Genomic DNA, 24,563 nt, shown 5'->3' on the forward strand with positions numbered 1-24,563 from the left:
TCATTGGGTGTTTTCGTACATGTTCAGACCCTTGCCCATCTTCATCGGCGCGCGCTACACCCGAGCCAAGCGCCGCAACCACTTCATCTCGTTCATCTCGATGACCTCGATGATCGGCCTGTCGCTGGGCGTGCTGGCGATGATCGTGGTGCTGTCGGTGATGAACGGTTTCCAGCGCGAAATGAGTTCGCGCATCCTCGGCCTGGTGCCGCATGCCGCCATCCTCGGCGTGCAGCCACTGGACGACTGGCACAAGGTGGCCGACGCGGCCATGCGCGACCCGGCGGTGATGGCGGCAGCGCCGATTACCGAAATGGAAGGCATGCTGTCGTACAAGGGCGCGATGCAGCCGATCCAGGTCGGCGGTATCGACCCGGCCGAAGAGGGCAAGGTCTCGATCGTCGGCCAGCATATCGTCCAGGGCCGGCTGCAGGACCTGCAGCCGGGTGAGTTCGGCGTGGTCATCGGTGAGCTGACTGCGCGGCGCTTCCGCTTGAATACCGGCGACAAACTGACCCTGATCGTGCCGGAAATCAGCAAGGAGCCGGGCGGCATCACCCCGCGCATGCAGCGCCTGACCGTGGTCGGTATCTTCAAGGTCGGCGCCGAGCTGGACGGCTCGCAGGCTTACATCCATGTCGCCGATGCTGGCGCCATGCAGCGCTGGGCGCCGGGCCAGGTGCAGGGCGTGCGCCTGAAGCTGCACGACCTGTATGCCGCACCGCAGGTGTCCAAGGCCATCGCTGCCGGGCTGGGTGATGCCTACCGTGCCGATGACTGGTCGCATACCCAGGGCAGCCTGTTCAGCGCCATGAAGATGGAAAAGACCATGATCGGCCTGCTGTTGCTGATGATCATTGCGGTGGCAGCGTTCAACATCATCGCCACCCTGGTGATGGTGGTGAACGACAAGGGGCCGGACATCGCCATCCTGCGCACCCTGGGCGCCACGCCGGCGCAGATCATGGGCACGTTCATGGTCCAGGGCAGCCTGATCGGTATTGTCGGGACACTGATCGGTGGCGTGCTTGGGGTGGTTGCGGCGTTCAACGTCAGCCAGATCGTCGGTTGGCTGGAGCGGGTGAGCGGGCAGCACATCTTTACTTCGGATGTGTACTTCGTCAGCAGCTTGCCGTCGCAGTTGCAGTGGGGCGATGTGGCGATCATCTGCACTGCCGGGTTGGTGATGAGCTTCCTGGCGACCATTTACCCGGCTTATCGGGCATCGCAGGTGCAGCCGGCGATTGGCCTGGCGGTTTAATGTCTACTTCAGGTTATTGAGCGGCTCTGTGGGAGCGGGTTTACCCGCGAAGAATCCAGCACGTTGCATGGCACCGGCTTCGCCGGTGTTCGCGGGTAAACCCGCTCCCACAGGGTGGCGTGCCAGCCCCGATGTCACTGGTCTTCAGTGAAATCGATCACGAATCGCGTCCACCCGTCCGCACACTCCGCCCTGATGCGCCCACCATGGGCCTGCACGATCGACCGGGTAATCGCCAACCCCAACCCGGCATGCTCGCTACTGCCTTCCCGCCGCGCCGGGTCCACCCGGTAGAAGCGGTCGAACAATCGCGGTAGCGCCGCCGGCTCGATAGCCGCCCCGGTATTGGCCACGCCAATCCTCGGCCCTGGCCCCAATGTCACCTTTATCTGCCCACCCGACGGGGTGAAGCGCAAGGCATTGTCCAGCAAGTTGGACAGCGCCCGGCGCAGCATATGCCGGTCGCCCTGCAGCAGCGCCTCACCCTCGCGCAGCATCTGCACGCCGCTGTCCTCTGCCAGCGGCGCGTAGTACTCCAGCAGCGCATCCACCTCCTCATGCAGCACCAGCGGTGCTTGCCCCGGCACCAGTAGGCCATGGTCGGCCTTGGCCAGGAACAGCATGTCGTTGATCATCTGCGCCATCCATTGCAGCTCTTCGAGGTTGCCGTGCAGAGCTTCGCGGTACTCTTCGAGGCTGCGCGGGCGGGTGAGGGTGACCTGGGTGTGGGTCAGCAGGTTGGACAGCGGCGTGCGCAGTTCGTGGGCGATGTCGGCAGAGAATGCCGACAGGCGCTGGAAGGCATCGTCCAGGCGCTGCAGCATGGCGTTCATGGCCGTCGCCAGTTCGGCCAGCTCTTCGGGCATCTGTGCCACCGGCAGGCGGGTGGTGAGCGAGCGCGCCGATACGCTGGCAGCCACCTGGCCCATCTGCCGCAATGGGCGCAACCCGCGGCGTGCAGCCCAGGCACCGAGCAGCGCAGTGGCCAGCGCCGAAAGGCCCACCGTCAGCCAGATCAGCCGTTGCATGCCCTGCAGGAAATGCTGGTGATGAGTGATGTCGAGGTACAGGGTCAGTTGTGGCGACTGCGGGGCGCCTTGCGCCAGGTGCACGGCCAGGCTGCGGTAGTCGGTGCCTTGCGCATGCAGGGTTGCCAGCCCGTCGGGCAGCGGTGTCCGGGGCAGGCCTGTGCGGCTTTCGAACCAGGTGGCGCCGTCACTGCCATTGATGCGCAGGGCCAGGTCGGCCTGGTGGCCCAGTTCATCGCGCAAGGCGGGCAGGCGCGCCTGCAGCTCGGCCGGGGTGGAGATGCCGGCCAACTGGGTGCGGAACAGCGACAGGCGCGAGTCCAGCAGTTGCTGGTCCAGTTCGACGAAGTGCTGCTCGCTGGCCCGGCTGAATATCAGGCCGGCACCGAGCGAGACAGCGGCGGTGCATGCGGCGAACAGCAGGGCCAGGCGGCTGCCGAGGGAGACCCGACGCATCACTCCCCGCGCTCTTCGAGTACATAGCCCATGCCGCGTACGGTATGGATCAGTTTGTTGGGGTGTGGGTCGTCGATCTTCAGGCGCAGGCGGCGGATCGCCACTTCGATCACATTGGTGTCGCTGTCGAAATTCATGTCCCACACCTGCGAGGCGATCAGCGATTTGGGCAGCACCTCGCCCTGGCGGCGCAGCAGCAGTTCAAGCAGGGCGAACTCCTTGGCGGTCAGGTCGATGCGCTGGCCGGCGCGCTCGGCGCGGCGGCGGATCAGGTCCAGGCGCAGGTCGGCCAGGCCCAGGGTGGTGTCCTGGCTGGGGCTGGTGCCCCGGCGTAGCAGGCTGCGCACCCGCGCCAGCAGTTCGGAGAAGGCGAACGGCTTGACCAGGTAATCATCGGCGCCCAGCTCCAGGCCGTGTACCCGGTCCTCCACGGCATCGCGGGCGGTGAGAAACAGCACCGGGGTGTCCAGGCCGGCCTGGCGCACGGCCTGGAGGATCTGCCAGCCGTCACGGCCGGGCAGCATCACGTCGAGAATCAGCAGGTCGTGGTCACCGGTCAGGGCGAGGAACTGGCCGGTCTCGCCGTCGGTGGCCAGTTCGGTGGCGAAGCCGGCCTCGTTCAGACCCTGGCTCAGGTACTGGCCGGTACGGGCCTGGTCTTCGACGATCAGCAGTTTCATTGGGTGAATTGACTCCAGCAAACGGCACAAAACCCTGTGGGAGCGGGTTTACCCGCGAACACCGGGATTGGGTGATGCTGAGATGATACGTGACGATGCACCGGCTTGCCCCAAACTGACGAAGATGTAATCCCGCTGACTTGCGCTCCAAGGCGGGGTGCAAAACCGGTAGACTAGGGGCAATTTCGAACCTTCAGGTCAGTTTCCATGCATCCCGCTGCCGAACATTCCCCGCTGGGCAAGTCCAGCGAATACATTGCCACCTATTCCCCGGAGCTGCTGTTCCCGATCCCGCGTACCGCCAAGTGGGCCGAGCTGGGCGTTACTGCCCAGACCTTGCCGTGGCAGGGTGTGGATTACTGGAACTGCTTCGAGCTGAGCTGGCTGCTGCCGTCGGGCAAGCCGGTGGTGGCGATCGGCGAGTTCGCCATCCCCGCCGACTCGCCGAACATCATCGAGTCCAAGTCGTTCAAGCTGTATCTGAACTCGTTGAACCAGACGGTGTTCGCCTCGCTTGGCGAGCTGCAGGCGTGCCTGGAGAAAGACCTGTCCGCCGCCGCCGGCAAGCCGGTGGGCGTGAAAGTGCGCACCCTGGCCGAGGTCGAGGCCCAAGGCGTGGTGGCCTTGCCGGGGCAGTGCATCGATGAGCTGGACGTTGCCATCAGCAACTACGAACAGCCACAGCCAGAGCTTCTGCACTGCAACCCGGAGCAACAGGTGGAAGAAACCCTGCACAGCCACCTGCTGAAGTCCAACTGCCCGGTCACCGGCCAGCCGGACTGGGGCAGCGTGGTGGTCGAATACAATGGCAGGGCGCTGGACCATGCCAGCCTGCTGACCTACCTGATCAGCTTCCGCCAGCATGCCGACTTCCACGAGCAGTGTGTGGAGCGGATCTACCTGGACTTGAAGAACCTGCTGCAGCCGGAGCATTTGACGGTGTATGCCCGCTATGTGCGCCGGGGTGGTCTGGATATCAACCCTTACCGCAGCACGGGGGCGATCAGCCCGGACAACATGCGCCTGGTTCGGCAGTAAGTTCAAGTGCGCCGGGGCCGCTTTGCGGCCCATTCGCAGCACAAGGCTGCTCCTACAGGGAGACGCATAACCCCAGTAGGAGCAGCCTTGCGCTGCGAATGGGCTGCGAAGCAGCCCCGGCTTTTTCAGATCCCCATGCTGTGCAGCGAGTTGGCAATGCTGCGCAGGGTGGCGGTGAGGTCGGGGTGGTCGGCCTCGAAGCGTTCGATCGCCAGGTTCACGCCGTCCACCAGGTTGTTGTCTGGCGTGGCTTCCTCAAGCTTCAGTTGCGCCTCGATCTGGCGCGCTTCTTCGTGCAGCGCGGCCAGCTCCTCGTCCGAAAGCGGCACGTTGCGATCCAGTTGCTCGCGCAAGCTGTTCAGGCGCTCTTGCAATTCGCGGGCAGGCATTGGCAGTTCTCCATCAATGGCTTGGCAAGCCATGGACCTCAGCGAAGCGGCAAAGGTTCTGGCCTGTCTTCAGCGTAATCCACCTGCCGATGCTTTGCATGATCCGCGTCAACGGTGCTGTATCAGGGTTTTTCGCCTTTGCGCCGGCGCTGGGCAATGTCCTGTAGACAGGTCTCCAGCGCTTCCAGGTGGTCGATCACCGAGTGCACGCCCAGGCTGAACAGTTCCAGCGTCGCCTTGCCACGGGCCAGGTCCTGCTCCTGCGGGGTCAAGGCTTGCCATTGCCGCGAGCTGCGGTCGCAGAACGGGCTGCAGGCAGCCAGCCCAACCGTCCACAGCCCCGCGTTCAGGCCAGACTGCAGCAGGCGTGGGTCGCCGCTGACCAGCACGCAGCCGTCCAGGCGTTCGCTGTCCAGCGCCATCAGGGCCTGCCAGCAGGCGTTCGGCGCCGGCCAGCGCACGCCGTTCACCGAATGCCCCGGTAGCCAGGCGGGCAGCACGTGCGCCAGGCGCTTGCTTTGGGGGGCGTCGAGGTCGTCCAGCCAGATGCACGGCACCTGGCGCTGGCGCAGGCTGGCGAGGGTGGCCAGCGCGCCGGGGGCGGGCGAGGGGGTACCATTGGCGGCTTGCACCAGGCAGCCGCGCAAGCCGAACAGCACAGCGGTGAAGGCGGGTGCATTGTCCATGGCAACTTCCCTCAAATAGTCCGCAGGCTATTCGGCGATTGTTACCGCCCTGTGACAACCGGCACCGCGCAACAGTTGTTCACAAAATATTGAGCAGCGATGTGTAAAGCTGTTTATCAGCCCGCAAGCCTCTATACTGCCGCCGTACAGCAGCGCACCCGTTTGCGCTTGCGGCCGAGAAATTCGATGGAGAACACCTATGCGTAGGATCGGTGCCAGTGTGATCGAACGAGTCACCCAGGCCTGTGTCTGCGCCAGCATGCTGCTGGCGCCCGTGGCAGCCACCCAGGCAGCCACCGAGGAAGATCCCTGGGAAGCGGTCAACCGCCCGATCTTCCGTTTCAACGATACCCTCGACACCTATGCCCTCAAGCCATTGGCCAAGGGCTACCAGGCGGTCACCCCGCAGTTCCTCGAAGATGGCATCCACAACATCTTCCGCAACCTGGGCGACGTGACCAACCTGGCCAACGACCTGCTGCAGTTCAAGCCCCATGCGGCGGGCGTGGACACTGCGCGGCTGATCGTCAACACCACCTTCGGCCTGGGCGGCTTCTTCGACGTGGGTACCAAGATGGGCCTGCAGCGCAACGACGAGGATTTTGGCCAGACCCTCGGCTACTGGGGCGTGCCGAGCGGCCCGTACGTGGTCATCCCGCTGCTGGGCCCGAGCACCGTGCGTGACGGCGTGGCCAAGTACCCGGATACCTACACCAAACCCTACCGCTACATCGACCATGTGCCGACGCGCAATTCGATCTTTGCCCTGGATATCATCGACACCCGCGCCGACCTGCTGTCGGCAGAGAAGCTGATCCAGGGTGACAAGTACATCTTCATTCGCAACGCCTACCTGCAGAACCGCGAGTTCAAAGTCAAGGATGGCGAGGTCGAAGACGACTTCTGATCCTGCGCGGGTTCTTTGTGGGAGCGGCCTTGCGTCGCGAAAGGGCTGCGTAGCAGCCCCAGATCTCAGCATCCACGCGTGTATTGCCGGGGCCGCTTCACGGCCCTTTCGCGACACAAGGCCGCTCCCACGGGGCCCATCAATGCATCGCCACAATCCGCAACCCGAACTTCTGCTGCCCGCCCGGCTGGTCGGCAATCCACACCACTTCCGTGCTGGCGTGCAGCCCTTTCAGCGCCGGATGCTCGGACTCGATCCGTACCTCGATATGGTCCCCCACCTGGAAGCGCTGCGGTGCCTGCACCTGCATGCCGCCGCTGGACAGGTCAAGGCACACTGCCGCGATCACCTGGCCTTCGTGCAGAAGGCTGACCTCGGTGTCGATGCGCATGCGGATGAAATCGCGTTTCTCGCCGTGGCTGGAGGGCGTGTGGGGCATGCTGCATCCTTCCCGTCGGGTTGCGCTGGTCGACTTTCTTATAACTCTCGGTGATTTGCCCTGTAAAGTGCGCCGGGGTCGACCCTTGCATGCTTGAAACGCCTGCCGGATGGGAGTACCGTCTGCGCCTTACAAGGTAGCTCTCGCAGTTGCCAGACAGTTGCCGGGCAGGTGTTCTTGTCCTACAACTCAAGTAGAGTGTGACCATAAAGAATTCCCGTAGCTGGCCGTCTGCCTTGCCGACACCGCTGCACCAACCTAAATCGGCGCCGTTCGCCCACATGCAGAAAACCAGTGCAACGCTGCTGATCATCGATGACGACGACGTGGTACGTGCAAGCCTCGCCGCCTATCTTGAAGACAGTGGCTTCAGCGTCCTCCAGGCCGGCAATGGCCAGCAGGGGCTTCAGGTCTTCGAAGAACACCAGCCCGACCTCGTGATCTGCGATCTGCGCATGCCGCAGATGGGCGGCCTCGAACTGATCCGCCAGGTCAGCGAGCGCGCCCCGCAGTTGCCGGTGATCGTGGTGTCCGGTGCCGGCGTCATGAGTGATGCGGTGGAAGCGTTGCGCCTGGGCGCTGCCGACTACCTGATCAAGCCGCTGGAAGACCTGGCCGTGCTCGAGCATTCGGTGCGCCGCGCCCTCGACCGCTCGCGTCTGGTGCTGGAAAACCAGCGCTACCGCGACAAGCTCGAAGCCGCCAATCGCGAACTGGAAGCCAGCCTGCATCTGCTGCAGGAGGACCAGACCGCCGGTCGCCAGGTGCAGATGAACATGCTGCCGGAAAGCCCTTGGGTGGCCGGCGAGTTCGCCTTCGAGCACCAAATCATCCCGTCGCTGTACCTGTCGGGTGATTTTGCCGATTACTTCCGGGTGGACGAACGGCGCATCGCTTTCTATCTCGCCGACGTCTCCGGGCATGGCGCGTCCTCAGCGTTCGTCACCGTGCTGCTGAAGTTCATGACCACACGGCTGTTGTTCGAATTCAAGCGCGGCAGCAAAATGCGCGAGTTCAAACCTTCGCAGGTGCTCAGCCACATCAACCGCGGGCTGATCAACTGCAAGCTGGGCAAGCACGTGACCATGGTTGGCGGGGTAATCGATGAAGACACCGGCCTGCTGACCTACGCCGTTGGCGGCCATCTGCCGCTGCCGGTGCTGCACACCCCCGAGCACACCCGCTACCTGGAAGGCCGCGGCCTGCCGGTGGGGCTGTTCGACGAGGCTACTTACCAGGACCTGGTAGTGGAGCTGCCGCCGCAGTTCAGCCTCAGCCTGATGTCCGATGGCATTCTGGACCTTTTGCCGGGTGATACGCTCAAAGATAAAGAAACCGCCCTGCCGGAAATCGTCAGGGCAGCAGGTGGCAGCCTGGATGGGCTGCGTCAACGATTCGGATTGGCTACGCTTGGGGAGATGCCGGATGATATCGCCCTATTGGTGTTGAGCAGGAACCTTCAATGAGTACCGGTAGAATCCAGTTCGCCGAGCAGAGCGGCACCTTCGTCCTGAAATTCGTCGGTGAAGTGCGCCTGACCCTGTGTTCGGCGCTGGATGCGACGATCGAGAAGATTTTCACCGCATTGAACTTCTCGGCGATTGTCATCGACCTGACCGAAACCGAGAGCATCGACAGTACCACCCTGGGCCTGCTGGCCAAGTTGTCGATCCTGTCGCGCCAGAAGGTGGGCCTGTTGCCGACCGTGGTCACCACCAACCCGGACATTTCCCGGTTGTTGCAGTCGATGGGCTTCGACCAAGTGTTCAACATCGTCGATCGGCCGATCCCGTGTCCGGAATGCCTGACCGACCTGCCATCCCAGGACCAGAACGAAGACGTGGTGCGCTCCAAGGTGCTGGAAGCGCACAAGATCCTCATGGGCCTGAACGACTCCAACCGCGAAGCCTTCCATGACCTGGTCAATGCGCTGGAGCGGACCTGATCTTCAGCCTGTACCGGCCTCTTCGCGGGTAAACCCGCTCCCACAGGTTATGCACCAGTCTTGAGTCATGCACTCTACCTGTAGGAGCGGGTTTACCCGCGAAGAGGCCGGCAAGGCCAACACAAGCATTACCTGCCTGATCACCCTCGCCGCGCAAACTCGGTAGCCTCACCCCCGCCCGCATCCAGCTGATACACCCGCGCCGGCCGCCCCTGTTCATCGAAGAACACCTGCCCCAACCCCGCACCGTTCCACAACCGCTCGCCAGCCTTGCTATGGCTGGGCGTACGCGGCACCACCTCCATTTCCCGCCGCTTGGTAAACCAGTTGAGCGGCGAGCGTGGCGCATACAGCCAGCGGTTGAGCCGGTCGAGCACATCCAGCAGGCGCCGCGGGAATTCGTTCTTGATCCCGCTGCTGGTCACCTGCCACAAGTGCGGGCTGCGCTGGCGGTGGCGGATCAGCACTTCATAGACGAACGAGTAATGCACATCGCCGGACAGCACCACGTAGTGCCCCGGCGTGCGCGAGTGGCGGAAGATGTTGAGGATGACCTGCGCTGCGCCGCGGTGGGCCATCCAGTTCTCGGCATCCACCAGCAGCGGGTAGCCCAGCCAGCTGAACAGCTTCTGCACCGTCTCGATCAGCTTCACGCCAAAAATCGGTGCAGGCGACACGATGATCGCCGAGGGGTGGTCCAGCAGTGCTTGCTGCAACTCGCTCAGCGCCTCCCAGTCGAGCAGCCCGGACGGCTTGGCCAGGCTGCTTTCGCTACGCCAGCGGCGGGTGCGGGTGTCCAGCACCAGCAAGGGTGGATTGGTGGGCAGGCTGAACTGCCAGCCCTGGAAGCGCAGCAGTGCGCCGATCAGCTCATCCTGGGTCTGGCTGTTCAACGCCTGGCATTGCCCGACCAGTGGCTTGCAACCCTGCGGGTCGTTACCCCAGGCCTGGCACAGCAGGTAGCCGAGCAGGGCATTGCCGATGATCCGCCGCGAGAAGGGGTGGCCGTAGGCGGTTTCTTCCCATAGCGCCGATAGGTTCCAGTCGTCGGTGATGTCGTGGTCGTCGAAGATCATCAGGCACGGCAGGTGGGCCATCACCCGCGCTACCTGGCCGAGGTTGTCGGCAAACGCCTGGATCAGCGGCAGCTCCTGCCGGTAACGTGCCTGGCGCGGTGCGGTGAGCCCGTCGGGCATGTACAGGTTCACCAGCTGCCAGGGCACCGGTGACCACACCAGCAGGTACATGGCCATGACCTCGGCGAAGGTCACCAGGTGGTTGTCGGCGTTGCTGGACGAGAATATCGGCTTGCGCTTGCCGCCGAAAAAGCGCTCGCGCAGGGTTTCGTTGCGTTCCTGCGCCGGCAGCAGGTCGGCGCGGTGGTAATAGCAGGCCGGGTGCTGGTACAGCGCCTGGCTGTCGGGCACCACCGCGCCCTCCAGTTGCTCGTCGAACAGGCCCAGCCGCGCAATCAGGCTGTGGATGGCGCGCAGCATCGGGCCGGCGACGTCGTCGGCATAGACCTGGTCGCCGGTCATCAGCAGCACGGCGGGGCGGTCCGCGGGTTTTTCGCAGGCCTGCAGCAGGCGGTCGGCGCATAGCAGGCCATCGGCGGCCGGAAAATGCGGCTTGCGGCAGGAACCGTGCAGCAGGTGGTCGAGCCGATCGCGCAGTACCAGGCTTGGGCGCCGGGCGCCGGGGTAGAGCAGGTGCGGCGCCCAGCCTGCGATGCCCTGGCCGTTGATCAGCAGGTCATAGTCGAGCAGCTGGTTGCAGGGCAGCGGCTGGGCGAAGTGGATGTCCAGCAGGTGGATGAAGGCGTGCTGGCCCACCGCCACCACCTGGCAATCGACCTGGGCCTCGCCTGCCGGGAAGATGAATTCGGGTTGCAGCGGTTGCGTGGCGACCAGCCAGATGGCCAGGCGCTGGGGTTCCAGGCGGCGCAGTACCGGGCCGGCGAGTACGAGGGGCAATGGGGTAGAGGAGGTCATCGACAGCTCAGGTGGCTTCTCGGGCCTCTTCGCGGGTAAACCCGCTCCCACAGGTACAGCGCCAACTTCTGGCCTGTGGGAATCCTTGTGGGAGCGAGTTTACCCGCGAAGAGGCCCTGGAATTCAATACAAATCTAAGGCCAGGTAAAACAAAACGGGCGGAAAATGCTGAACACTTCCCGCCCGTCAGGCAATCCCGAAATGTATCAGGCCTTTTCAGCCATCAACATCTCCAGCTTCTCCTGGTCCCGCGCGAACTGGCGAATGCCCTCCGCCAGCTTCTCGGTGCCCATGGCATCTTCGTTCATGGCCCAGCGGAACTGGCTTTCGTTCAGTTGCTGCTTGGCCTCGCCGGCATTACCCGGCTTCAGCACCTGTGGCAGGTCGCCCTGGTCATCGCTGAGCTGCTGCAGCAGCTCTGGGCTGATGGTCAGGCGGTCGCAGCCGGCCAGCTGTTCGATCTGGCCGATATTGCGGAAGCTGGCGCCCATTACCACGGTGCCGTAGCCGTTGGCCTTGTAGTAGTTGTAGATGCGAGTGACCGACTGAACGCCCGGGTCTTCGGCGCCCACGTATTCCTTGCCGGTGCTCTTCTTGTACCAGTCGTAGATACGCCCCACGAACGGCGAAATCAGGAACACCCCGGCATCGGCGCAAGCCTGGGCCTGGGCGAAGGAGAAAAGCAGGGTGAGGTTGGTCTGGATGCCTTCCTTCTCCAGCTTCTCGGCGGCGCGGATGCCTTCCCAGGTGGAGGCCAGCTTGATCAGCACGCGTTCGCGGCCAACACCGGCGGCTTCGTACAGCTCGATCAGCTTGCGCGCCTTGGCCAGCAGCGCGGGTTCATCGAACGACAGGCGGGCATCGACCTCGGTGGAGATACGCCCCGGGATGACCTTGAGGATGCCCGAGCCCACGGCCACCGCGAACTTGTCGCAGGCCAGGTCGACATTACCCTTGGCATCGGCCTTCACCTGCTTGAGCAGCTCGGCGTAACCCGGGATGGCCGCAGCCTTGAGCAGCAGCGACGGGTTGGTGGTGGCATCGACCGGTTTCAGGCGGGTGATGGCGTCCAGGTCCCCGGTGTCGGCGACCACGGTGGTGAACTGCTTGAGTTGTTCCAGCTTGGAGGTCATGGGCGTGCTCTGTCCTGTGCAATGACTCGACATTACCCGAGCCCCGACGGCCACTCAAGGGCTCGCGAAGCGCGGTGCGAAAGGTGAGGATTCGAGTCGCAAGCGGCCCCTAGGTTCCGCATCTGCTTGCAAGGGCCGCTGGAGATACAACTGGCTTACACAAAATGTGGTGGTTTGCGCCATCCCTGTGGGAGCGGGTTTACCCGCGAACACCGGCGAAGCCGGAGCCATGTACCGAGTTGTTTTCTTCGCGGGTAAACCCGCTCCCACAGCATCTGCATATATCTGAACCCCTGCGGCATCCTGGAGGGGATGGTTTGCTGGCGATCAGGCTCACCTGCTGAATTACCGCCCCTGCAACAGCTCCACCGCCTGGTCGAACACCGCCAACGGCTCCGCCACCTTGTGGATATCCGCCGACAGCAACTGGCGGAAGCGCCGCGCCCCCTTGAACCCTTGGGCCAGCCCCAGGATATGCCGGGTAACGTGGTGCATCGCGCCACCACTTTCCATGTGCGCGACGATATAAGGCCGCAACTGCGCCAGCGCCTCGCTGCGGCTGACCACCGCCGCCTCGCTGCCGAACAGCTGCTGGTCCACCTCGGCCAGCAGGTAAGGGTTGTGGTACGCCTCACGCCCCAGCATCACCCCATCGAAGGTTTCAAGGTGTGCCTGGCACTCGGCCAGGGTCTTTATCCCGCCGTTGAGCACGATCTCCAGGTCCGGGAAGTCCGCCTTCAACTGCGCCGCCACGTCATAGCGCAGCGGCGGAATCTCACGGTTCTCCTTCGGCGACAGCCCTTCCAGGATCGCGATGCGCGCATGCACGGTAAAGCTCCCGCAACCTGCCTCGCGCACCTGGCCGACGAAGTCGCACAGCTCGGCGTAGCTGTCGCGGCCATTGATACCGATGCGGTGCTTGACCGTCACCGGGGTCGACACTGCATCGCGCATGGCTTTCACGCAATCGGCCACCAGCGCCGGGTGGGCCATGAGGCAGGCGCCGATCATGTTGTTCTGCACCCGGTCACTCGGGCAGCCGACGTTGAGGTTGACCTCATCGTAGCCAGCCTCCTCGGCCAGGCGGGCACAGGCGGCCAGGTCGGCCGGCACGCTGCCGCCCAGTTGCAGGGCCAGCGGGTGCTCGGAGACGTCGTGGCGCAGGAAACGCTGGGCGTCGTTGTGCAGCAGGGCACCGGTGGTGACCATTTCGGTGTACAGCAGGGTGTTTTTGGAAAGCAGGCGCAGGAAGAACCGGCAATGGCGGTCTGTCCAGTCCATCATCGGTGCAACGCTGAAGCGGCGTGACGGCTCAGGGCGCGTGGTTTGTGGCTTTGAGCCTGATTTTGCAGTCATTTCGTTCAACGTGTTTTGTACCAATTGTGGGGGTTTTGGGGCGTTTTTACCAAGCGCTTGGTACAATGTACCAACCGACAGACGACGTGTACCAATCTCAGATGGCAACGATCAGAACGCGTAAAAAGGCCGATGGCAGCAGCAGCTACCTCGTCCAGATCCGCATTAATCGCGACAAGGTGACAGTCTACCAAGAGAGCCAAACGTTCGCCCGCAAACAGGCTGCAGTGGCCTGGGCGAAGCGACGGGAAACCGAGCTGTCTGAGCCTGGTGCTATCGAGCGCGCCAACCGGGTAGGGCACACGGTCAAGCACATGATCGACCGTTACCTGGTCGAGGCAGAGAAAGCCCGGCCTCTGGGCGAGACCAAGCGACGCACGTTGAACGCCATCAAGAACTGCTACCTGGGTGAGATGGTCGATTCCGACATCAGCCAGCAGGTGCTGGTGGACTATGCCCTATGGCGTATGAGCCCCGCAGGCGGTGGCATCAAACCACAGACAGCCGGCAATGATCTGGCTCACCTGGGTTCAGTGTTGTCGCTTGCTAGGGCTGCGTGGGAGTACGAGATCAACCCCCAAGCTATGCCCGACGCACGCCTTGTCCTGAAGCGCCTCGGCTACAACATGAAGAGTCGGGAGCGGGATCGCAGGCCAACGCTTGAAGAACTCGACAAGGTGCTTGAGCATTTTTTCGAGATGCTTGCACGGCGTCCGACAGTGATTCACATGCCGAAGGTCGTGGCGTTTGCCATCTTTTCTACGCGCCGCATGGACGAGATCGCTCGCATCATGTGGGAGGATCTGGATGAGCACCGCCAGGCGGTGAAAGTGCGGGACATGAAGAATCCTGGGCAGAAGATCGGCAACGATGTGTGGTGCCATCTGCCGGATGAGGCGTGGGCGATTGTGCAGAGCATGCCGCGTCAGTGCGCTGAGATCTTCCCGTACAACACCGATTCAATCGGCACGGCCTGGTCCAGGGCATGCAAGATGGTTGGCGTGGAGGACCTGCATTTTCACGATCTGCGCCATGAAGGTGTGAGCCGGTTGTTCGAAATGGATTGGGATATCCCGCGCGTATCAAGTGTTTCCGGCCATCGTGACTGGAACTCGCTGCGGCGTTACACCCATCTGAGGGGGCGTGGCGATCGATATACGGAATGGAGTTGGTTAGAGCGGATTATCCAGGCCTCAGTCACCCTAGGCGCCCGGGTTGAGTAGTTTGTTGGGGTGCCCGGAACGGCCGTGATTAGCCCTGCGCGTAACAGCGCTTTGGGTGGATCCGTCTGGAAGTAGTGGCGGCTTTCGACCCAAAGCGGCCCTCTGTTACGAGTACGCGGTACGATGGGACCGACATCCTTTTGTAACCACTTTCTTGGGGACATTCGCTTAATTTTGAGATAAAATTGAGGGTCGCCGTATAACGGTCGGGGAATTTTTCCGTGCTAGTGCAAGGGAATTGATCTAGTGAAGAAACGTAGACAATCAGATTGGATAAAGCAATGCAATGCGTCTCGTCGCGCATACCACAGCTTGGCGAGACCTAAGTACTCACCCAGTCCGTATCTCGTAAATTCGGTATTAGGTTTATACACTATTCCATTGCCTGAGGACCTGAGCGTTTTCTCCGATACTAAACGTTATGAACTTTACAAGTTGTTACGCCAGATAACTGAGACCCCCAAAGAAGCAAAAATACTGTTAGACTTTCGTCGCCTTTCAACATTCAAGATTTCAGCAATCATCATTCTTTTTGCGCATCTAGAGATGCTAATTGAATCGCGCGCAAAAATGAGAATAAGATGGCACCTATCCTTGGATGAAGCAATAAATGAAAAGCTTGATCAACTTGGGTTTTGGGAGCTCCTTGGGGGGGATTATACCCCAAAGGAAAATACCATTAAAATTTGCTCTATATCCCATCAACAGAAAGAAAATGACGATAAGCGTCCACTGAAAGAAGCAATTCGTTACGCTGAGCGCGCAATTTCTTCTTACGAACCAACTAGCCCCACTGAAGAAACAGACATCCTATTGTTTGAAGCTGTTTCTGAATCATTCTCAAATGTATGGCAGCATGCATATGCATCTGATATCGAAAAGAAGCATAGCACTTTGCCGGTAGCAATTAAATCTCAGAAGTGGTGGATTGCTCTTCAGCATGTTGATGATCAACTGTTTATGGCTGTATATGATGTTGGGGTCGGCATACCTGCAAGCACGAAAAGGAAGCCATGGTATAGATCACTTAACGGTGAGGTGCTAGCCCGATTGAAAGGGATGAGTTCAGACAGCATTGACATCCAGACTGCTCTGGAGTACGGGAACTCAAGATATCGAACTCAAGGTAGAGGCAACGGCTTACCTGCCGTAAAACGTTTTGTGGAGATCAATCCAAATGGACAGCTACATATCATGTCCGGTAAGAGCCTGTATAGATTTAGGTCTAAAGGTAAGGCGGAGAACTGGGTAAGCCTTCACAATCAGTTCCCCGGGACTCTAATTCAGTGGAACTTTGCCTTAACCGATACAAATGGTGATAGTGATGAAGCCTGAGAAAGTATTCAATGTTGCAGAATATACCGACACACCAATCGGGCGAAATTCTCTCGATGGTCCAAAAAACGGCGCTGACTACAGAGACAATGTTGTTGTGCCTGCGCTTGTAGATTACCAAACAATTAAACTTGATTTCTCGGAAACTATAGGCACCACGCCTTCCTTCCTTGAGGAGATTTTTGGGGGCATCATAAGGGAAAGAATTCTTAGTCCGGCTGAGCTCAAAAGGCGCGTTATCGTTATCTCGAAATACGAAAGCGTCAAAAGAAATATAAACAAGTACATCGACGAAGCAGCGGCGAAACTGAATTAAGTGGACAAGCCTTAAAATGGACCAACTTGCGCTCATTATTGCCGTTATTGCGATAGTCGCCACATTTGCCTCTGCCACTTCTACGAGCGTACGCAATGAGGCGCACCAGCAGGCTAACAATATTCAGTCGATTCTCAAGGAGCTTTCGGAGATTACGCACCGCCAATTTGAAAATTATTTATTTCTGGAGCAAGAAAACACCACCATCGACCATACCAAAGCCAATATATACGAAGCCACTTTCAATATGAAGCTGGACTTGCTTGAGTCAAATCTTGAATTATTAGTCAGGCGGTGCTCCAGCATGTTTTTCTATGATGCCGAGTCTCCAGAATTTTATGATCAGTACATTGGAATGATCAGCGATCTTAGGAACCAGATATCAATTCTCGCATACACGACTAAAGATTCACGCCGCAGCATACTTGTCATTGATGGAAAGTTGACAGTGTTATACTCGGCACTCAACCGCTATATAGGAAATAGGTTCAGGCCTATTTTTGAAAAAAGGGATGACGCAATCTAGGCGGCCAGCAAAGACAAATAAGTCCGAGATGAATTGCCAAGCAGCTCAATCAGTTTGCCAGTATGCGGAAGAACTGCCGTGCAAATATTGCGACCTCCAAGAGAAGTTTCGTGAAATACCCCGGCCACGATAATCGGCTTAGCTCAAAACGTTGCTCTCCATTACTGAACAGACACATCATCTCCTCCTCATCTCCCAGCTAGGGGAACTTTACTCTGGCGGCCTAAATTTTTCCATTCTCCTCTTGCATTCGTCGATTTCATCCATCACTTCCATCAGCCGGCAACATGTCACCGACTGCTTGAGCGTATCCGCTGATCCTGCCCACTTACATCCTGCTCAAACCGTCACTCTCGCCGGCGCCACCTATTCTGGACTGCAGTATAAAGTAGGCAGCGTGATCTCCCGGCAAACGTCTTTGGCGCCGTGGTATACGCTGCTGAGCGCAGCGATGTCGATAATATTATCGCGCAGGTCGGTCATCGGTAATTAGTTCTTGTCTCTACTGATCTGGTTTTAGCCATTCTGTTAGGTAGGAATACCATAGCTGCTGGCACCGAATCTTTGTTCGTATTCGGCTCCAAGCGAGGGTCCGCTATGGGTCGATAGCCGCCGATCGTCGGCGGCCGTCGAAGCAGAGTGGCTAGGGCGAATTCGAATGAGTGGAAGGGGCGGATTCAACTGGGTGTTCCGTACCTACGGCTGACCCTTATCAAGGGGGGCATTCTCCGTATCAGCCTGCCCGTCACCTCTTATTCAATTGCGCACACTCTTTACGCGCAGCATCCCGCTGCTGGTCCAGGTAGAGAGCCAGATCGGCAATGTGTATGCCTCGGGCGCTTTTCTGGCTCGGTTCAAGTCGGGTGATGGGCAGCTTGATCTCCCCGGCCAGCACCTTGCGTTGGAATACGAGCGGCGTGAGGTGCGTGAAGTAGTCAGCGCATACCTGGTCGAGCGAGATAATCGCCATGCCGTTGTACTGCGCCATCAAAACAAAGGCTGTGTTCACGCGAGGGCCTCCTGTTGCTCCGAGTTCGGCTGTGTGCTGCTGGGCTGAGCGTATTGCCGACCCTCATTGAACTGGCTCAGCACCTGCTTGCTGGCAAGGTTGAACAACTCGTCGGCGGTAACCGGCGCTACGGACTGCTCGAAGTTTCGCACGGCCTCAAACCTAGTGCGGTACAGCCCGGCCTGGCCGAGCCAAGCGACGGCGTGATACTCGGCGTCGGATACGGGGCAAGGTGTCGCAAGGCGCTCGCCTTGAGAGCCGAGTTTGCACTTCTTGCAGATGTGATAACCGCCGTCGTAAGGGTCCACTGTTTCCCAGAGATGCTTGTGCGTGGTTATGCGGCCATCAACGAGGCAGCTTCGTTGGATAACGGTGGTCATGCTGCAGCCTCCGCAGTCGGTGCCGTGGCTGGGGTGCTGCGCAGCTGAGCGTGAATGCGCTTGGCGAGCGAATCAACACCGAGCGCCTGTGATGTAGCCAGATTCGCCTGCTGATCCGACTTCAAGGCTTTCATGGTGCGATGAGCGAGCTGTAGTGTTTCGCCGACCTTCGTCAGCAGCTCGTAATCGGCCCTGGTCACAGGCATGCCGGTGTAGGACATGATTCGCTCCTCGAGCTCGCTGATGGTGAGCTTGAGGTTTGCCGTGGTCTTGAGGTGTCTGCGCTGGTCGGCTTCGCGTTGTACGGCGAGTTCCGCCAGTTCTTCGTTTAGCGTTTTCATGCGCTCGGCATGCGTGGCATTGCGTTCCGCCAAGCCAATTTCTTTGCCTTCTTTATATGCCCGGCGACGGGCTGCAGCGAGCAAGTAGGGCAGGATCGCCAAGGCGAAGAGTAGGGAGATCCCAGCGCTGAGGGCGTATTGGTAGGGTTGCATGTGCTGTGCTCCGAAGTACCCGCCATCGGTGTAAGTGAGAGGTCGACGGCGAGCTGGTTGCCCCTGTAGACCGGGGCCGTCTGGTTTAAGCCGTTTGCTTCGCTTCTTCCGCCTGGCTGTCGAGGTAGTCAGCGAGGTCGTGGAGGTAGATCACGTGTTGTGCCTTTGCTGAGTTGTGCAGCTTTTTGAGGCTCAGCTTGATCCGGCCTTTGTTGATCAGCTCCCTAAAGCGGCGGTCAGTACCGATGTGGGAGAAGTAGTGCTCGCGTACAGTCGTCAAAGTGAGGCAAGGCGTGCACCATTGGGCGCGCAATTGATCTAGCGTTCCGCTCATGCGCGCTCCCCAAGCCCACCTTGGGCAGGCCGGAGCTGGGTGCGGATGACTTGAGCGAGGTGCTCTTTGCAAGTGCCGGTGGCGGCAGCGCAGATCTCGCCCAGGTCATTGGTGACTACTGCGCCCACCGGTAACTCTGGGTTGGTGGTGGCGGTGATGTAGGCGATCTGGTCGGCACGGATGACGGTGTTTACGCTGTCTAGCGCCTCCCTCAAGTCGATGTCTTCCTGCGACAGCTGGCCAGAATCGGTCCGGCCGTTCGCCACGTCTTGCAGGAAGTCACGCAGGGCCATGTACTTGGCAGAGTCGCCACGCTTGAGCGTGATCGAGCTGGTGAGCGGACCAAAGCGAACGCTTAGGCGGTGGGCCTGGCTGTCGTTCTCGACTTCAATCTCCGCGTCCATCGTCGTTTCTGGTCGGCGCAGCGGGCAGGTAGTAGTGCCGCCGTCTTCCAGCGTCTTTTGCAGCAGCATCACTCGCTTCAGAGATAGGGTGTATTCGCTCATGCGGCACCCCCTGCGGATTGAGAGGGGACGACTTGAACGGTACCGGTGCCGGTGATGACTAGCTGCAAGCCGGTGCGGCGCTGGAAGGCAAGGATTTTCTGCAAGCTACTGCAGGCTGTGGGGTGGATTAGAACCGTTCCCGGTCCTTTGTGCTGTGCTGTTCTCATTGTCCGTGTCCTTTGCGTGAGAGGGTGACACGGGTCGAAATTAGCAAAAGCTAAAATACTCGGCAATAGCAAATGCTAAATATTTTTGGCGTAGCAGTACCTGCCTGATGGCCGGTATCTGCGGAAAGAGGCGGGCGTTAGAGCTTTTTAGCGTTCCAGGCGAGCAGCACGCGGGCCTGAATATGCATGCGGTCGATCATCGATAAGTCGATGGTGATGGGAGGATAGATCGGGTTGTCCGAGATCATTCTCAGCTGACCACCTGTAAGCCGCTGCAGACGCTTGATGTACAGGTCTCCGTCCAGAGTGAAGACGTAGATGGCGTCTGTTTTGACCTCGGTGATTCCTCGGTCAACCAGCAGCGCGTCACCATCGGCAAACGTCCCCGTCATGCTGTCGCCGTTGCCAGAGATGATCGCCAGGTTGTCGACTTTAGAGAACGTAAGGCCCTGCATCCTCAGCCAGTCGAGGTGCACGGTCATGTCGCGGATCACTTCAATGTGCATATAGGGGGCTGCCTTGCCATGCCCCATCGATGCCGCAATGTCGAGGTACGGGATCAGGACGAAGTTCTTGTCTTTGGTGGCTCGCGCCGAGAGCTGAACGACGTTATCCGGGGCTTTGTGAGTGGGGCCGTCCGGTTGCGGAGAGGTTAGCGTCCCTGCAGTAAGCCCGATCTTGAGCTCTAGATTGAGCGCAGCCTTCTCCCCCAGCTTGCGATGGCCGTTCAACAGTTGCGACAGATACGACGCGTCCAGGTCATGAGCCTCGGCAAATTCCTTCTGGCTCATGGTCCCCATGATCTTGCGGAGGGAGGCGATACGCCTTTCGTTGATATCCATCCGGTGATGATTGCTTTCCGTTAGCAAACAGTAAATTACAAGATGCTATTGTCTTGCTGATTAGCAATTGCTAATCTCGCCGCCAATGGAGGTGTGTATGACGCTTAGCGACTACTTGAAAACGATGGACAAGGAAGGGCTTGCGGCCTTTGCACGCCGCTGCGGGACGTCTGCGGGCCAGCTGAAACAAGTGGCTTATGGGAATCGTCGTGCGAGTGCCGGTTTGGCGGTAAGCCTGGACCGGGAAACGAACGGAGTGATCCGTTGTGAAGTGATGCGGCCTGATATCGATTGGGCCTACTTGAGAAAAGCCAGAAATTAAGGTGCTGGACCGGGGCCTCTCACCTCCCCAGTCCAGCGACGACGACGCACAGCACAGCACATCGGTCGTGGTTGTAGGATAGGTCCTACCTGTTCCTGTGACTACACCGTAAATCGAGGTTTTACGGTTATGAGTCGCATTGATCTATTGCCGGACGCTGGTCCGGTCCTCGCATTGCGGCAGGCGTTCTATCGCGCCGGTCGTGATTATCACGGTGGTATCACAAAGCTGGCCTTCGATATGGTCATGGACGTGGATACCCTGCAGAAGAAACTCCACCCCACGGAAGAGCGGCGCTGGCCCAGCCCGGACGAGATCGAGGAGATCGTCCGCTGGACCAAAGATACGCGGCTGCTAGATGCCCTCGTGCGCCCGGCCGGTGTCGTCTGGTATCGCCCGGAACCCGTGCCGGCGACCAACGAAGCGCTGCAGGCAGTCGCCAAGCTGCTGGAAGAGTCCAGTGAGTTCGTCGGTAGTCTGCACGAAGGCGCCGCCGACAATGTCTGGACGGAGGCCGAGGTACTGGATCTCGAGCATCGCGGGATGGATGTAATCCGCCAGGTACTGGCGATCATGGCGGGTGCCCGCCAAGCCATGGAGGACGAAGCTCATGGCTGACGCCGTCGATTTCGCCAACGACCACGCCGAGTACTTCCTGCAACTCTCTCTGCAGCGCCTCGCAAGACTCCCTGGCAAGCCTAGCGCCCAGTTCTGTGAGGATTGTGACGAACCGATCCCGCTGGCCCGCCAGCAGTCCGCCGCCGGTTGTGAGACCTGCTTCGATTGCCAGGAATTGCGGGAGCGCCGCAGATGAGCGAGCGCCCAACTCCTACCACAGCTGATTGGGCGCGCCGGTACATTGAAACCTTCAACCTGGCTCTGGTTCCCATCGAGCCAGGTGAGAAGGGGCCGAAGGGTAACGGCTGGAACAAGCCCGGGGGCTACTTCACTGCCGCTGCTGATGCTGAGTCGTTCTGGAAGAAGCGCCCGAGTCACAACCTTGGGGTGGTGCTCGGGCCGAGTGGTGTCTGCTCGCTGGACGTTGATGAAGTTCAATGCACCCGGCAGATCCTTAGCGAACTGCTCGGGATGGACTTGGACGCACTGGCTGATGCCTACCCGACATCGGTGGGGAACCCGGCACGCTTCCGCATCATGTTCCGTGTTCCTGATGGAGTTGATCTGAGCTGGCACCCTCTGACCTGGCCAAGCCAGACGGATCCAGACGGCTCAATCCACAAGGCGCTGATGGCGCAGGTCAGGGCTGCCAGGGATGCTGGGGACGCTGACAGGGAGGCTGCTTTGAAGGTGGCTGCTGAGCCGTTCAAGAAGATCCCCGTCTTCGAGCTGCGTGCCGGCCTGGTGCAAGACGTGCTGCCGCCTTCTATCCACCCTGGTACTGGCCTGCCATACACTTGGCGTACACCGCCATCTGCGGAAGGTCTGCCAGAGCTGCCCCCTCAGTTACTCGCTATCTGGCAGGGTTGGGACGAGTTCAAGCCCAAGGCTGAGGCTATTTGTCCTTGGCTGCCCAAAGCATCACCGGCGCCGCGACCAGCCCCTGCAAAGCCTCGCCCTGCTGCTGGGCGCAGTGGGCGCGATCTGCCAGAAGTGATCCAGTTGTTCAACCAGGCCCATGACATCGCTACGCTGATTGAGGCCCATGGCTACGAGCGTCGAGGTGACAAGTGGCTCTGCCCGCAGAGCAGCAGTGGTTTGGCAGGTGTCAGCATCATCGACGACAAGCTATTCTCCCACCACAGTTCTGACCCGTTGGCGAACGGTCACAAGAACGATGCGTTCGATGTGTTTTGCATCTTGGTGCACAACGATGATCGGCGGGCGGCGACCCGGGCGGCTGCACAGATCCTGGGCATTGATGCCAAGTCACGCCCACCAGTCCCGCCATCACTGGGCGAGCTTCCCCGTGCCCCATCCCTGGTCAAGCAGACCGAAGAACCTTCAGCTGACGAAGGCAACGCTGAGCGTTTCCCCCAAGCTATTTCGAACGGTGGGTCAGTCAGCTTGGCCGCCTCCTCGGCCGTCGGGGGGGGAGGGGGGTAGGGCTATGGACATTGCCACCGCAATGCGCCGCTTCGCCCTGGTCGAGGGGACCACAAACGTATGGGACATGGACAAGGCGAAGCCTATGAAGCGTGGCGGCTTCGAGGCTCTGGTAGGCAAGCCGCTTGCAAAAGAGTGGATGGAGCGTACCGACAAGAAGCTGATCGCCACCGAGCAGGCCCAAGAGCTTGATCAGGCCCGCCGGCTGTCAGCCAAGAAAGGTGGGGCGCTGAAACTCGATCCCATCGAGCGGTACGTGTACATCGATGGGACCAAGGATGTTTGGGACCGAGAGAAGAAACGCCGTATCGCCGAAGGCGCTGTGAAAATGGCCATGGGGGAAGAGTACAAGTGGTGGCTCAATAGTCAGGATCGCCGCGTAGTGGACGTCGACCACATCGTGTTCGATCCCACCATGACCAAAGATCCCAACATCTACATCAACACTTTCGAGGGGCTACCCCTGGAGCCGGTGCGTGATGACGCCGCCTGCGAGAATCTGCGGTGGTTAATTTCGTTCCTCTGTAACCATGACGGGGATGCGCTGGCTTGGCTGACGAAGTGGTTGGCGTATCCACTGCAGAACATGGGGGCCAAGATGGATACAGCGGTGCTTATGCACTCGATCATGGAGGGCTCAGGCAAAAGTCTGCTGTTCGCTGATATTTTCGGTCAGCTGTACGGACAGTACGCCGCGACTGTTGGCCAAACGCAGTTGGAGGGTAGCTTCAACGCCTGGCAAAGCCGCAAGTTGTGGGCTGTGTTCGAGGAGGTCGTTAGCCGTGACCAGCGGTACAACCAGGTGGGCAAGATCAAACACATGATCACTGGCAAGACGGTGCGGATGGAATCGAAGTTCATCAATGGCTGGGAAGAAGCCAACCATATGAATGCGGTCTTCCTGAGCAACGAAATCATGCCGTGGCCTATCAGCGATGATGATCGCCGGATGCTGGTGATGTGGCCACTGCAAACACTGCCGGTTGAACGGCAGAAGGCTATTGGTCGGGAGTTAGCCAACGGAGGGGTGGCGGCGCTGTACGGTTGGCTGCTCGCGGTGGACCTCGGCGATTTCAACCAGCGCACCCGACCTCCGAAGACCGAGGCACGCCAACGTTTGGTAGCACTTAGCCGAACGGCATGGCAGACTTTCCTGCACCTTTGGCGAACTGGAGAGCTTGGCGGAGGTCTTTGGGGATGCTGTTTGGCCACAGACCTGTATGCTCTGTTCATTGAGTGGTGCTCGCGCAACAAAGAGCACTCCATGAGTCAGACGAAGTTCTCGTTGATGCTCAGCGCAACAGTGCAGAAGACGCGCTCAATCCCTTGGACGGAGCGTAACAACCGTCGCTTTGCGGCGTTCTTCTTCCCTGATGATCCCGAAGCTTCCCTGCCCCCATCGTTCAATGCGGCCGAGCTGGGGCAAACCGTCATCACCTGGCGCAGCAAGGCGAAACTTGCAGGGTGGAACGTCGATGCCTGGGAACATGTGAAGGGGGTGGCAGCATGAAGCCAAGAGCCCCTGTGTTGGGTGTGTTGGGTTTGTGTTGGGTAGTTCTAAGCAACCCAACACGCGTAGAGGCCCCGCATCTCAAGGCTTCCCGTACCTCTGTGTTGGGTGTGTTGGGTTCGCGCACGCGCACGCGTGTGCGTGAGATATTTTTCTTTTCTCAATGGCTCTACAAAAAAACCTATGCGAGGACTAAAGAACCCAACAAACCCAACACACTCAACAC

26 protein-coding genes and 1 pseudogene are annotated in these 24,563 nt (G+C 60.0%); 13 read left to right on the forward strand and 14 right to left on the reverse strand.

What is annotated here, in order from left to right; all coding sequences use genetic code 11:
* Positions 1-19 precede the first annotated feature (19 nt).
* A complete protein-coding gene (locus NY023_RS08985; RefSeq protein ID WP_013971731.1) occupies positions 20-1,261 on the forward strand; it encodes a lipoprotein-releasing ABC transporter permease subunit in 1,242 nt (413 codons plus the stop codon).
* A gap of 134 nt (positions 1,262-1,395) precedes the next feature.
* On the opposite strand, the gene NY023_RS08990 is transcribed toward NY023_RS08985, so the two are convergent.
* Positions 1,396-2,748, reverse strand: a complete 1,353-nt coding sequence (locus tag NY023_RS08990) for a heavy metal sensor histidine kinase (protein WP_044046933.1) — start codon at positions 2,746-2,748, stop codon at positions 1,396-1,398.
* Positions 2,745-3,425 (reverse strand): two-component system response regulator CinR, encoded by a 681-nt coding sequence (cinR, locus tag NY023_RS08995; RefSeq protein WP_013971734.1) that lies wholly within the window; start codon positions 3,423-3,425, stop codon positions 2,745-2,747. The genes NY023_RS08990 and cinR overlap by 4 nt, the downstream gene beginning before the upstream one ends.
* A 207-nt stretch (positions 3,426-3,632) precedes the next feature.
* Here cinR and queF point away from each other — a divergent pair, with 207 nt between their 5' ends.
* Complete coding sequence (gene queF / locus NY023_RS09000; RefSeq protein WP_013971735.1) at positions 3,633-4,463, forward strand: NADPH-dependent 7-cyano-7-deazaguanine reductase QueF; 831 nt, start codon at positions 3,633-3,635, stop codon at positions 4,461-4,463.
* Positions 4,464-4,588: 125 nt separating this feature from the next.
* Here the strand turns inward: queF and NY023_RS09005 are convergent, their stop codons facing one another.
* Both NY023_RS09005 and NY023_RS09010 read right to left on the reverse strand, forming a co-directional pair.
* Complete coding sequence (locus NY023_RS09005; RefSeq protein WP_004376395.1) at positions 4,589-4,852, reverse strand: DUF4404 family protein; 264 nt, start codon at positions 4,850-4,852, stop codon at positions 4,589-4,591.
* A 122-nt stretch (positions 4,853-4,974) separates the two neighbouring features.
* Entirely contained in the window at positions 4,975-5,538 is a 564-nt protein-coding gene (locus NY023_RS09010; RefSeq protein ID WP_013971737.1) for a hypothetical protein, read from the reverse strand.
* 199 nt (positions 5,539-5,737) lie between these two features.
* Between NY023_RS09010 and NY023_RS09015 the strand changes: the two genes are divergently transcribed.
* Positions 5,738-6,445 (forward strand): VacJ family lipoprotein, encoded by a 708-nt coding sequence (locus NY023_RS09015; RefSeq protein ID WP_015269550.1) that lies wholly within the window; start codon positions 5,738-5,740, stop codon positions 6,443-6,445.
* Between the two features lie 139 nt (positions 6,446-6,584).
* Here NY023_RS09015 and NY023_RS09020 read toward each other — a convergent pair whose 3' ends face one another.
* A complete protein-coding gene (locus NY023_RS09020; protein ID WP_013971739.1) occupies positions 6,585-6,884 on the reverse strand; it encodes a PilZ domain-containing protein in 300 nt (99 codons plus the stop codon).
* Positions 6,885-7,165: 281 nt separating this feature from the next.
* On the opposite strand from NY023_RS09020, the gene rssB reads away from it, so the two are divergent.
* Both rssB and rssC read left to right on the forward strand, forming a co-directional pair.
* Complete coding sequence (rssB, locus tag NY023_RS09025; RefSeq protein ID WP_015269551.1) at positions 7,166-8,350, forward strand: two-component system response regulator RssB; 1,185 nt, start codon at positions 7,166-7,168, stop codon at positions 8,348-8,350.
* Positions 8,347-8,829 (forward strand): anti-sigma factor antagonist RssC, encoded by a 483-nt coding sequence (gene rssC, locus NY023_RS09030; RefSeq protein WP_013971741.1) that lies wholly within the window; start codon positions 8,347-8,349, stop codon positions 8,827-8,829. The genes rssB and rssC overlap by 4 nt, the downstream gene beginning before the upstream one ends.
* Positions 8,830-8,969: 140 nt before the next feature.
* On the opposite strand, the gene NY023_RS09035 is transcribed toward rssC, so the two are convergent.
* The 3 genes from NY023_RS09035 to dusA all read right to left on the reverse strand — a co-directional run bounded on the left by NY023_RS09035 (position 8,970) and on the right by dusA (position 13,309).
* Positions 8,970-10,820 (reverse strand): alkaline phosphatase D family protein, encoded by a 1,851-nt coding sequence (locus NY023_RS09035; RefSeq protein ID WP_044046934.1) that lies wholly within the window; start codon positions 10,818-10,820, stop codon positions 8,970-8,972.
* A gap of 206 nt (positions 10,821-11,026) precedes the next feature.
* Positions 11,027-11,953 carry a transaldolase gene (gene tal, locus NY023_RS09040; RefSeq protein ID WP_013971743.1) on the reverse strand — a complete coding sequence of 309 codons (927 nt, stop codon included), beginning with the start codon at positions 11,951-11,953 and terminating at the stop codon, positions 11,027-11,029.
* A 345-nt stretch (positions 11,954-12,298) separates the two neighbouring features.
* A complete protein-coding gene (gene dusA, locus NY023_RS09045) occupies positions 12,299-13,309 on the reverse strand; it encodes a tRNA dihydrouridine(20/20a) synthase DusA (RefSeq protein ID WP_044046935.1) in 1,011 nt (336 codons plus the stop codon).
* Between the two features lie 101 nt (positions 13,310-13,410).
* On the opposite strand from dusA, the gene NY023_RS09050 reads away from it, so the two are divergent.
* The 4 genes from NY023_RS09050 to NY023_RS09065 all read left to right on the forward strand — a co-directional run bounded on the left by NY023_RS09050 (position 13,411) and on the right by NY023_RS09065 (position 16,709).
* A complete protein-coding gene (locus NY023_RS09050) occupies positions 13,411-14,532 on the forward strand; it encodes a site-specific integrase (protein ID WP_013971745.1) in 1,122 nt (373 codons plus the stop codon).
* A gap of 246 nt (positions 14,533-14,778) precedes the next feature.
* Positions 14,779-15,867, forward strand: a complete 1,089-nt coding sequence (locus NY023_RS09055; RefSeq protein ID WP_148265635.1) for a hypothetical protein — start codon at positions 14,779-14,781, stop codon at positions 15,865-15,867.
* Positions 15,857-16,183, forward strand: a complete 327-nt coding sequence (locus NY023_RS09060; RefSeq protein ID WP_013971746.1) for an STAS-like domain-containing protein — start codon at positions 15,857-15,859, stop codon at positions 16,181-16,183. The genes NY023_RS09055 and NY023_RS09060 overlap by 11 nt, the downstream gene beginning before the upstream one ends.
* A gap of 16 nt (positions 16,184-16,199) precedes the next feature.
* Positions 16,200-16,709, forward strand: coding sequence for a hypothetical protein (locus NY023_RS09065; RefSeq protein WP_044046936.1), 510 nt, complete (start codon positions 16,200-16,202; stop codon positions 16,707-16,709).
* A 745-nt stretch (positions 16,710-17,454) separates the two neighbouring features.
* Here NY023_RS09065 and NY023_RS09070 read toward each other — a convergent pair.
* The 6 genes from NY023_RS09070 to NY023_RS09095 form a co-directional block, all read right to left on the reverse strand.
* The gene (locus NY023_RS09070; protein WP_013971747.1) at positions 17,455-17,718 is read right to left on the reverse strand and encodes a pyocin activator PrtN family protein; all 264 of its coding nucleotides are present in this window, start codon (positions 17,716-17,718) and stop codon (positions 17,455-17,457) included.
* The gene (locus tag NY023_RS09075) at positions 17,715-18,098 is read right to left on the reverse strand and encodes a hypothetical protein (protein WP_044046937.1); all 384 of its coding nucleotides are present in this window, start codon (positions 18,096-18,098) and stop codon (positions 17,715-17,717) included. Before NY023_RS09075 ends, NY023_RS09070 begins: the two co-directional genes overlap by 4 nt.
* Positions 18,095-18,592, reverse strand: a complete 498-nt coding sequence (locus tag NY023_RS09080; RefSeq protein WP_044046938.1) for a hypothetical protein — start codon at positions 18,590-18,592, stop codon at positions 18,095-18,097. The genes NY023_RS09075 and NY023_RS09080 overlap by 4 nt, the downstream gene beginning before the upstream one ends.
* 85 nt (positions 18,593-18,677) lie before the next feature.
* Entirely contained in the window at positions 18,678-18,926 is a 249-nt protein-coding gene (locus NY023_RS09085) for a pyocin activator PrtN family protein (protein ID WP_044046939.1), read from the reverse strand.
* Positions 18,923-19,432 (reverse strand): hypothetical protein, encoded by a 510-nt coding sequence (locus tag NY023_RS09090; RefSeq protein ID WP_013971751.1) that lies wholly within the window; start codon positions 19,430-19,432, stop codon positions 18,923-18,925. Before NY023_RS09090 ends, NY023_RS09085 begins: the two co-directional genes overlap by 4 nt.
* 304 nt (positions 19,433-19,736) lie before the next feature.
* Entirely contained in the window at positions 19,737-20,441 is a 705-nt protein-coding gene (locus NY023_RS09095; RefSeq protein ID WP_013971752.1) for a S24 family peptidase, read from the reverse strand.
* 97 nt (positions 20,442-20,538) lie between these two features.
* Between NY023_RS09095 and NY023_RS09100 the strand changes: the two genes are divergently transcribed.
* The 4 genes and pseudogenes from NY023_RS09100 (at position 20,539) to NY023_RS09115 (ending at position 24,337) form a co-directional block, all read left to right on the forward strand.
* Entirely contained in the window at positions 20,539-20,763 is a 225-nt protein-coding gene (locus NY023_RS09100; RefSeq protein WP_016485750.1) for a transcriptional regulator, read from the forward strand.
* Between the two features lie 129 nt (positions 20,764-20,892).
* On the forward strand, positions 20,893-21,381 hold the full coding sequence (locus NY023_RS09105) for a phage regulatory CII family protein (RefSeq protein WP_042914267.1): 489 nt from the start codon (positions 20,893-20,895) through the stop codon (positions 21,379-21,381).
* Positions 21,374-21,577: a TraR/DksA C4-type zinc finger protein gene (locus tag NY023_RS09110; protein WP_013971754.1), complete on the forward strand. Its 204-nt coding sequence runs from the start codon at positions 21,374-21,376 to the stop codon at positions 21,575-21,577. The genes NY023_RS09105 and NY023_RS09110 overlap by 8 nt, the downstream gene beginning before the upstream one ends.
* Positions 21,574-24,337: pseudogene (locus NY023_RS09115) on the forward strand (DUF5906 domain-containing protein). Before NY023_RS09110 ends, NY023_RS09115 begins: the two are co-directional and overlap by 4 nt.
* The last annotated feature ends 226 nt before the right edge of the window (positions 24,338-24,563 follow it).

This window comes from Pseudomonas sp. NBB (genome assembly GCF_032701105.1).
Classification (GTDB): Bacteria; Pseudomonadota; Gammaproteobacteria; order Pseudomonadales; family Pseudomonadaceae; genus Aquipseudomonas; species Aquipseudomonas asiatica.

Bases quoted from the DNA above. Each gene is read 5' to 3' on its own strand.
- dusA (WP_044046935.1), bottom strand. From the start codon at position 13,309: ATGACTGCAAAATCAGGCTCAAAGCCACAAACCACGCGCCCTGAGCCG.
- NY023_RS09105 (WP_042914267.1), top strand. From the start codon at position 20,893: ATGAGTCGCATTGATCTATTGCCGGACGCTGGTCCGGTCCTCGCATTG.
- rssC (WP_013971741.1), top strand. From the start codon at position 8,347: ATGAGTACCGGTAGAATCCAGTTCGCCGAGCAGAGCGGCACCTTCGTC.
- NY023_RS09110 (WP_013971754.1), top strand. From the start codon at position 21,374: ATGGCTGACGCCGTCGATTTCGCCAACGACCACGCCGAGTACTTCCTG.
- NY023_RS09060 (WP_013971746.1), top strand. From the start codon at position 15,857: ATGAAGCCTGAGAAAGTATTCAATGTTGCAGAATATACCGACACACCA.
- NY023_RS09050 (WP_013971745.1), top strand. From the start codon at position 13,411: ATGGCAACGATCAGAACGCGTAAAAAGGCCGATGGCAGCAGCAGCTAC.
- NY023_RS09075 (WP_044046937.1), bottom strand. From the start codon at position 18,098: ATGACCACCGTTATCCAACGAAGCTGCCTCGTTGATGGCCGCATAACC.
- NY023_RS09080 (WP_044046938.1), bottom strand. From the start codon at position 18,592: ATGCAACCCTACCAATACGCCCTCAGCGCTGGGATCTCCCTACTCTTC.
- NY023_RS09035 (WP_044046934.1), bottom strand. From the start codon at position 10,820: ATGACCTCCTCTACCCCATTGCCCCTCGTACTCGCCGGCCCGGTACTG.
- NY023_RS09015 (WP_015269550.1), top strand. From the start codon at position 5,738: ATGCGTAGGATCGGTGCCAGTGTGATCGAACGAGTCACCCAGGCCTGT.
- rssB (WP_015269551.1), top strand. From the start codon at position 7,166: ATGCAGAAAACCAGTGCAACGCTGCTGATCATCGATGACGACGACGTG.
- queF (WP_013971735.1), top strand. From the start codon at position 3,633: ATGCATCCCGCTGCCGAACATTCCCCGCTGGGCAAGTCCAGCGAATAC.
- NY023_RS08985 (WP_013971731.1), top strand. From the start codon at position 20: ATGTTCAGACCCTTGCCCATCTTCATCGGCGCGCGCTACACCCGAGCC.
- cinR (WP_013971734.1), bottom strand. From the start codon at position 3,425: ATGAAACTGCTGATCGTCGAAGACCAGGCCCGTACCGGCCAGTACCTG.
- NY023_RS09005 (WP_004376395.1), bottom strand. From the start codon at position 4,852: ATGCCTGCCCGCGAATTGCAAGAGCGCCTGAACAGCTTGCGCGAGCAA.
- NY023_RS09090 (WP_013971751.1), bottom strand. From the start codon at position 19,432: ATGAGCGAATACACCCTATCTCTGAAGCGAGTGATGCTGCTGCAAAAG.
- NY023_RS09020 (WP_013971739.1), bottom strand. From the start codon at position 6,884: ATGCCCCACACGCCCTCCAGCCACGGCGAGAAACGCGATTTCATCCGC.
- NY023_RS09095 (WP_013971752.1), bottom strand. From the start codon at position 20,441: ATGGATATCAACGAAAGGCGTATCGCCTCCCTCCGCAAGATCATGGGG.
- NY023_RS09100 (WP_016485750.1), top strand. From the start codon at position 20,539: ATGACGCTTAGCGACTACTTGAAAACGATGGACAAGGAAGGGCTTGCG.
- tal (WP_013971743.1), bottom strand. From the start codon at position 11,953: ATGACCTCCAAGCTGGAACAACTCAAGCAGTTCACCACCGTGGTCGCC.
- NY023_RS09010 (WP_013971737.1), bottom strand. From the start codon at position 5,538: ATGGACAATGCACCCGCCTTCACCGCTGTGCTGTTCGGCTTGCGCGGC.
- NY023_RS09065 (WP_044046936.1), top strand. From the start codon at position 16,200: ATGGACCAACTTGCGCTCATTATTGCCGTTATTGCGATAGTCGCCACA.
- NY023_RS09085 (WP_044046939.1), bottom strand. From the start codon at position 18,926: ATGAGCGGAACGCTAGATCAATTGCGCGCCCAATGGTGCACGCCTTGC.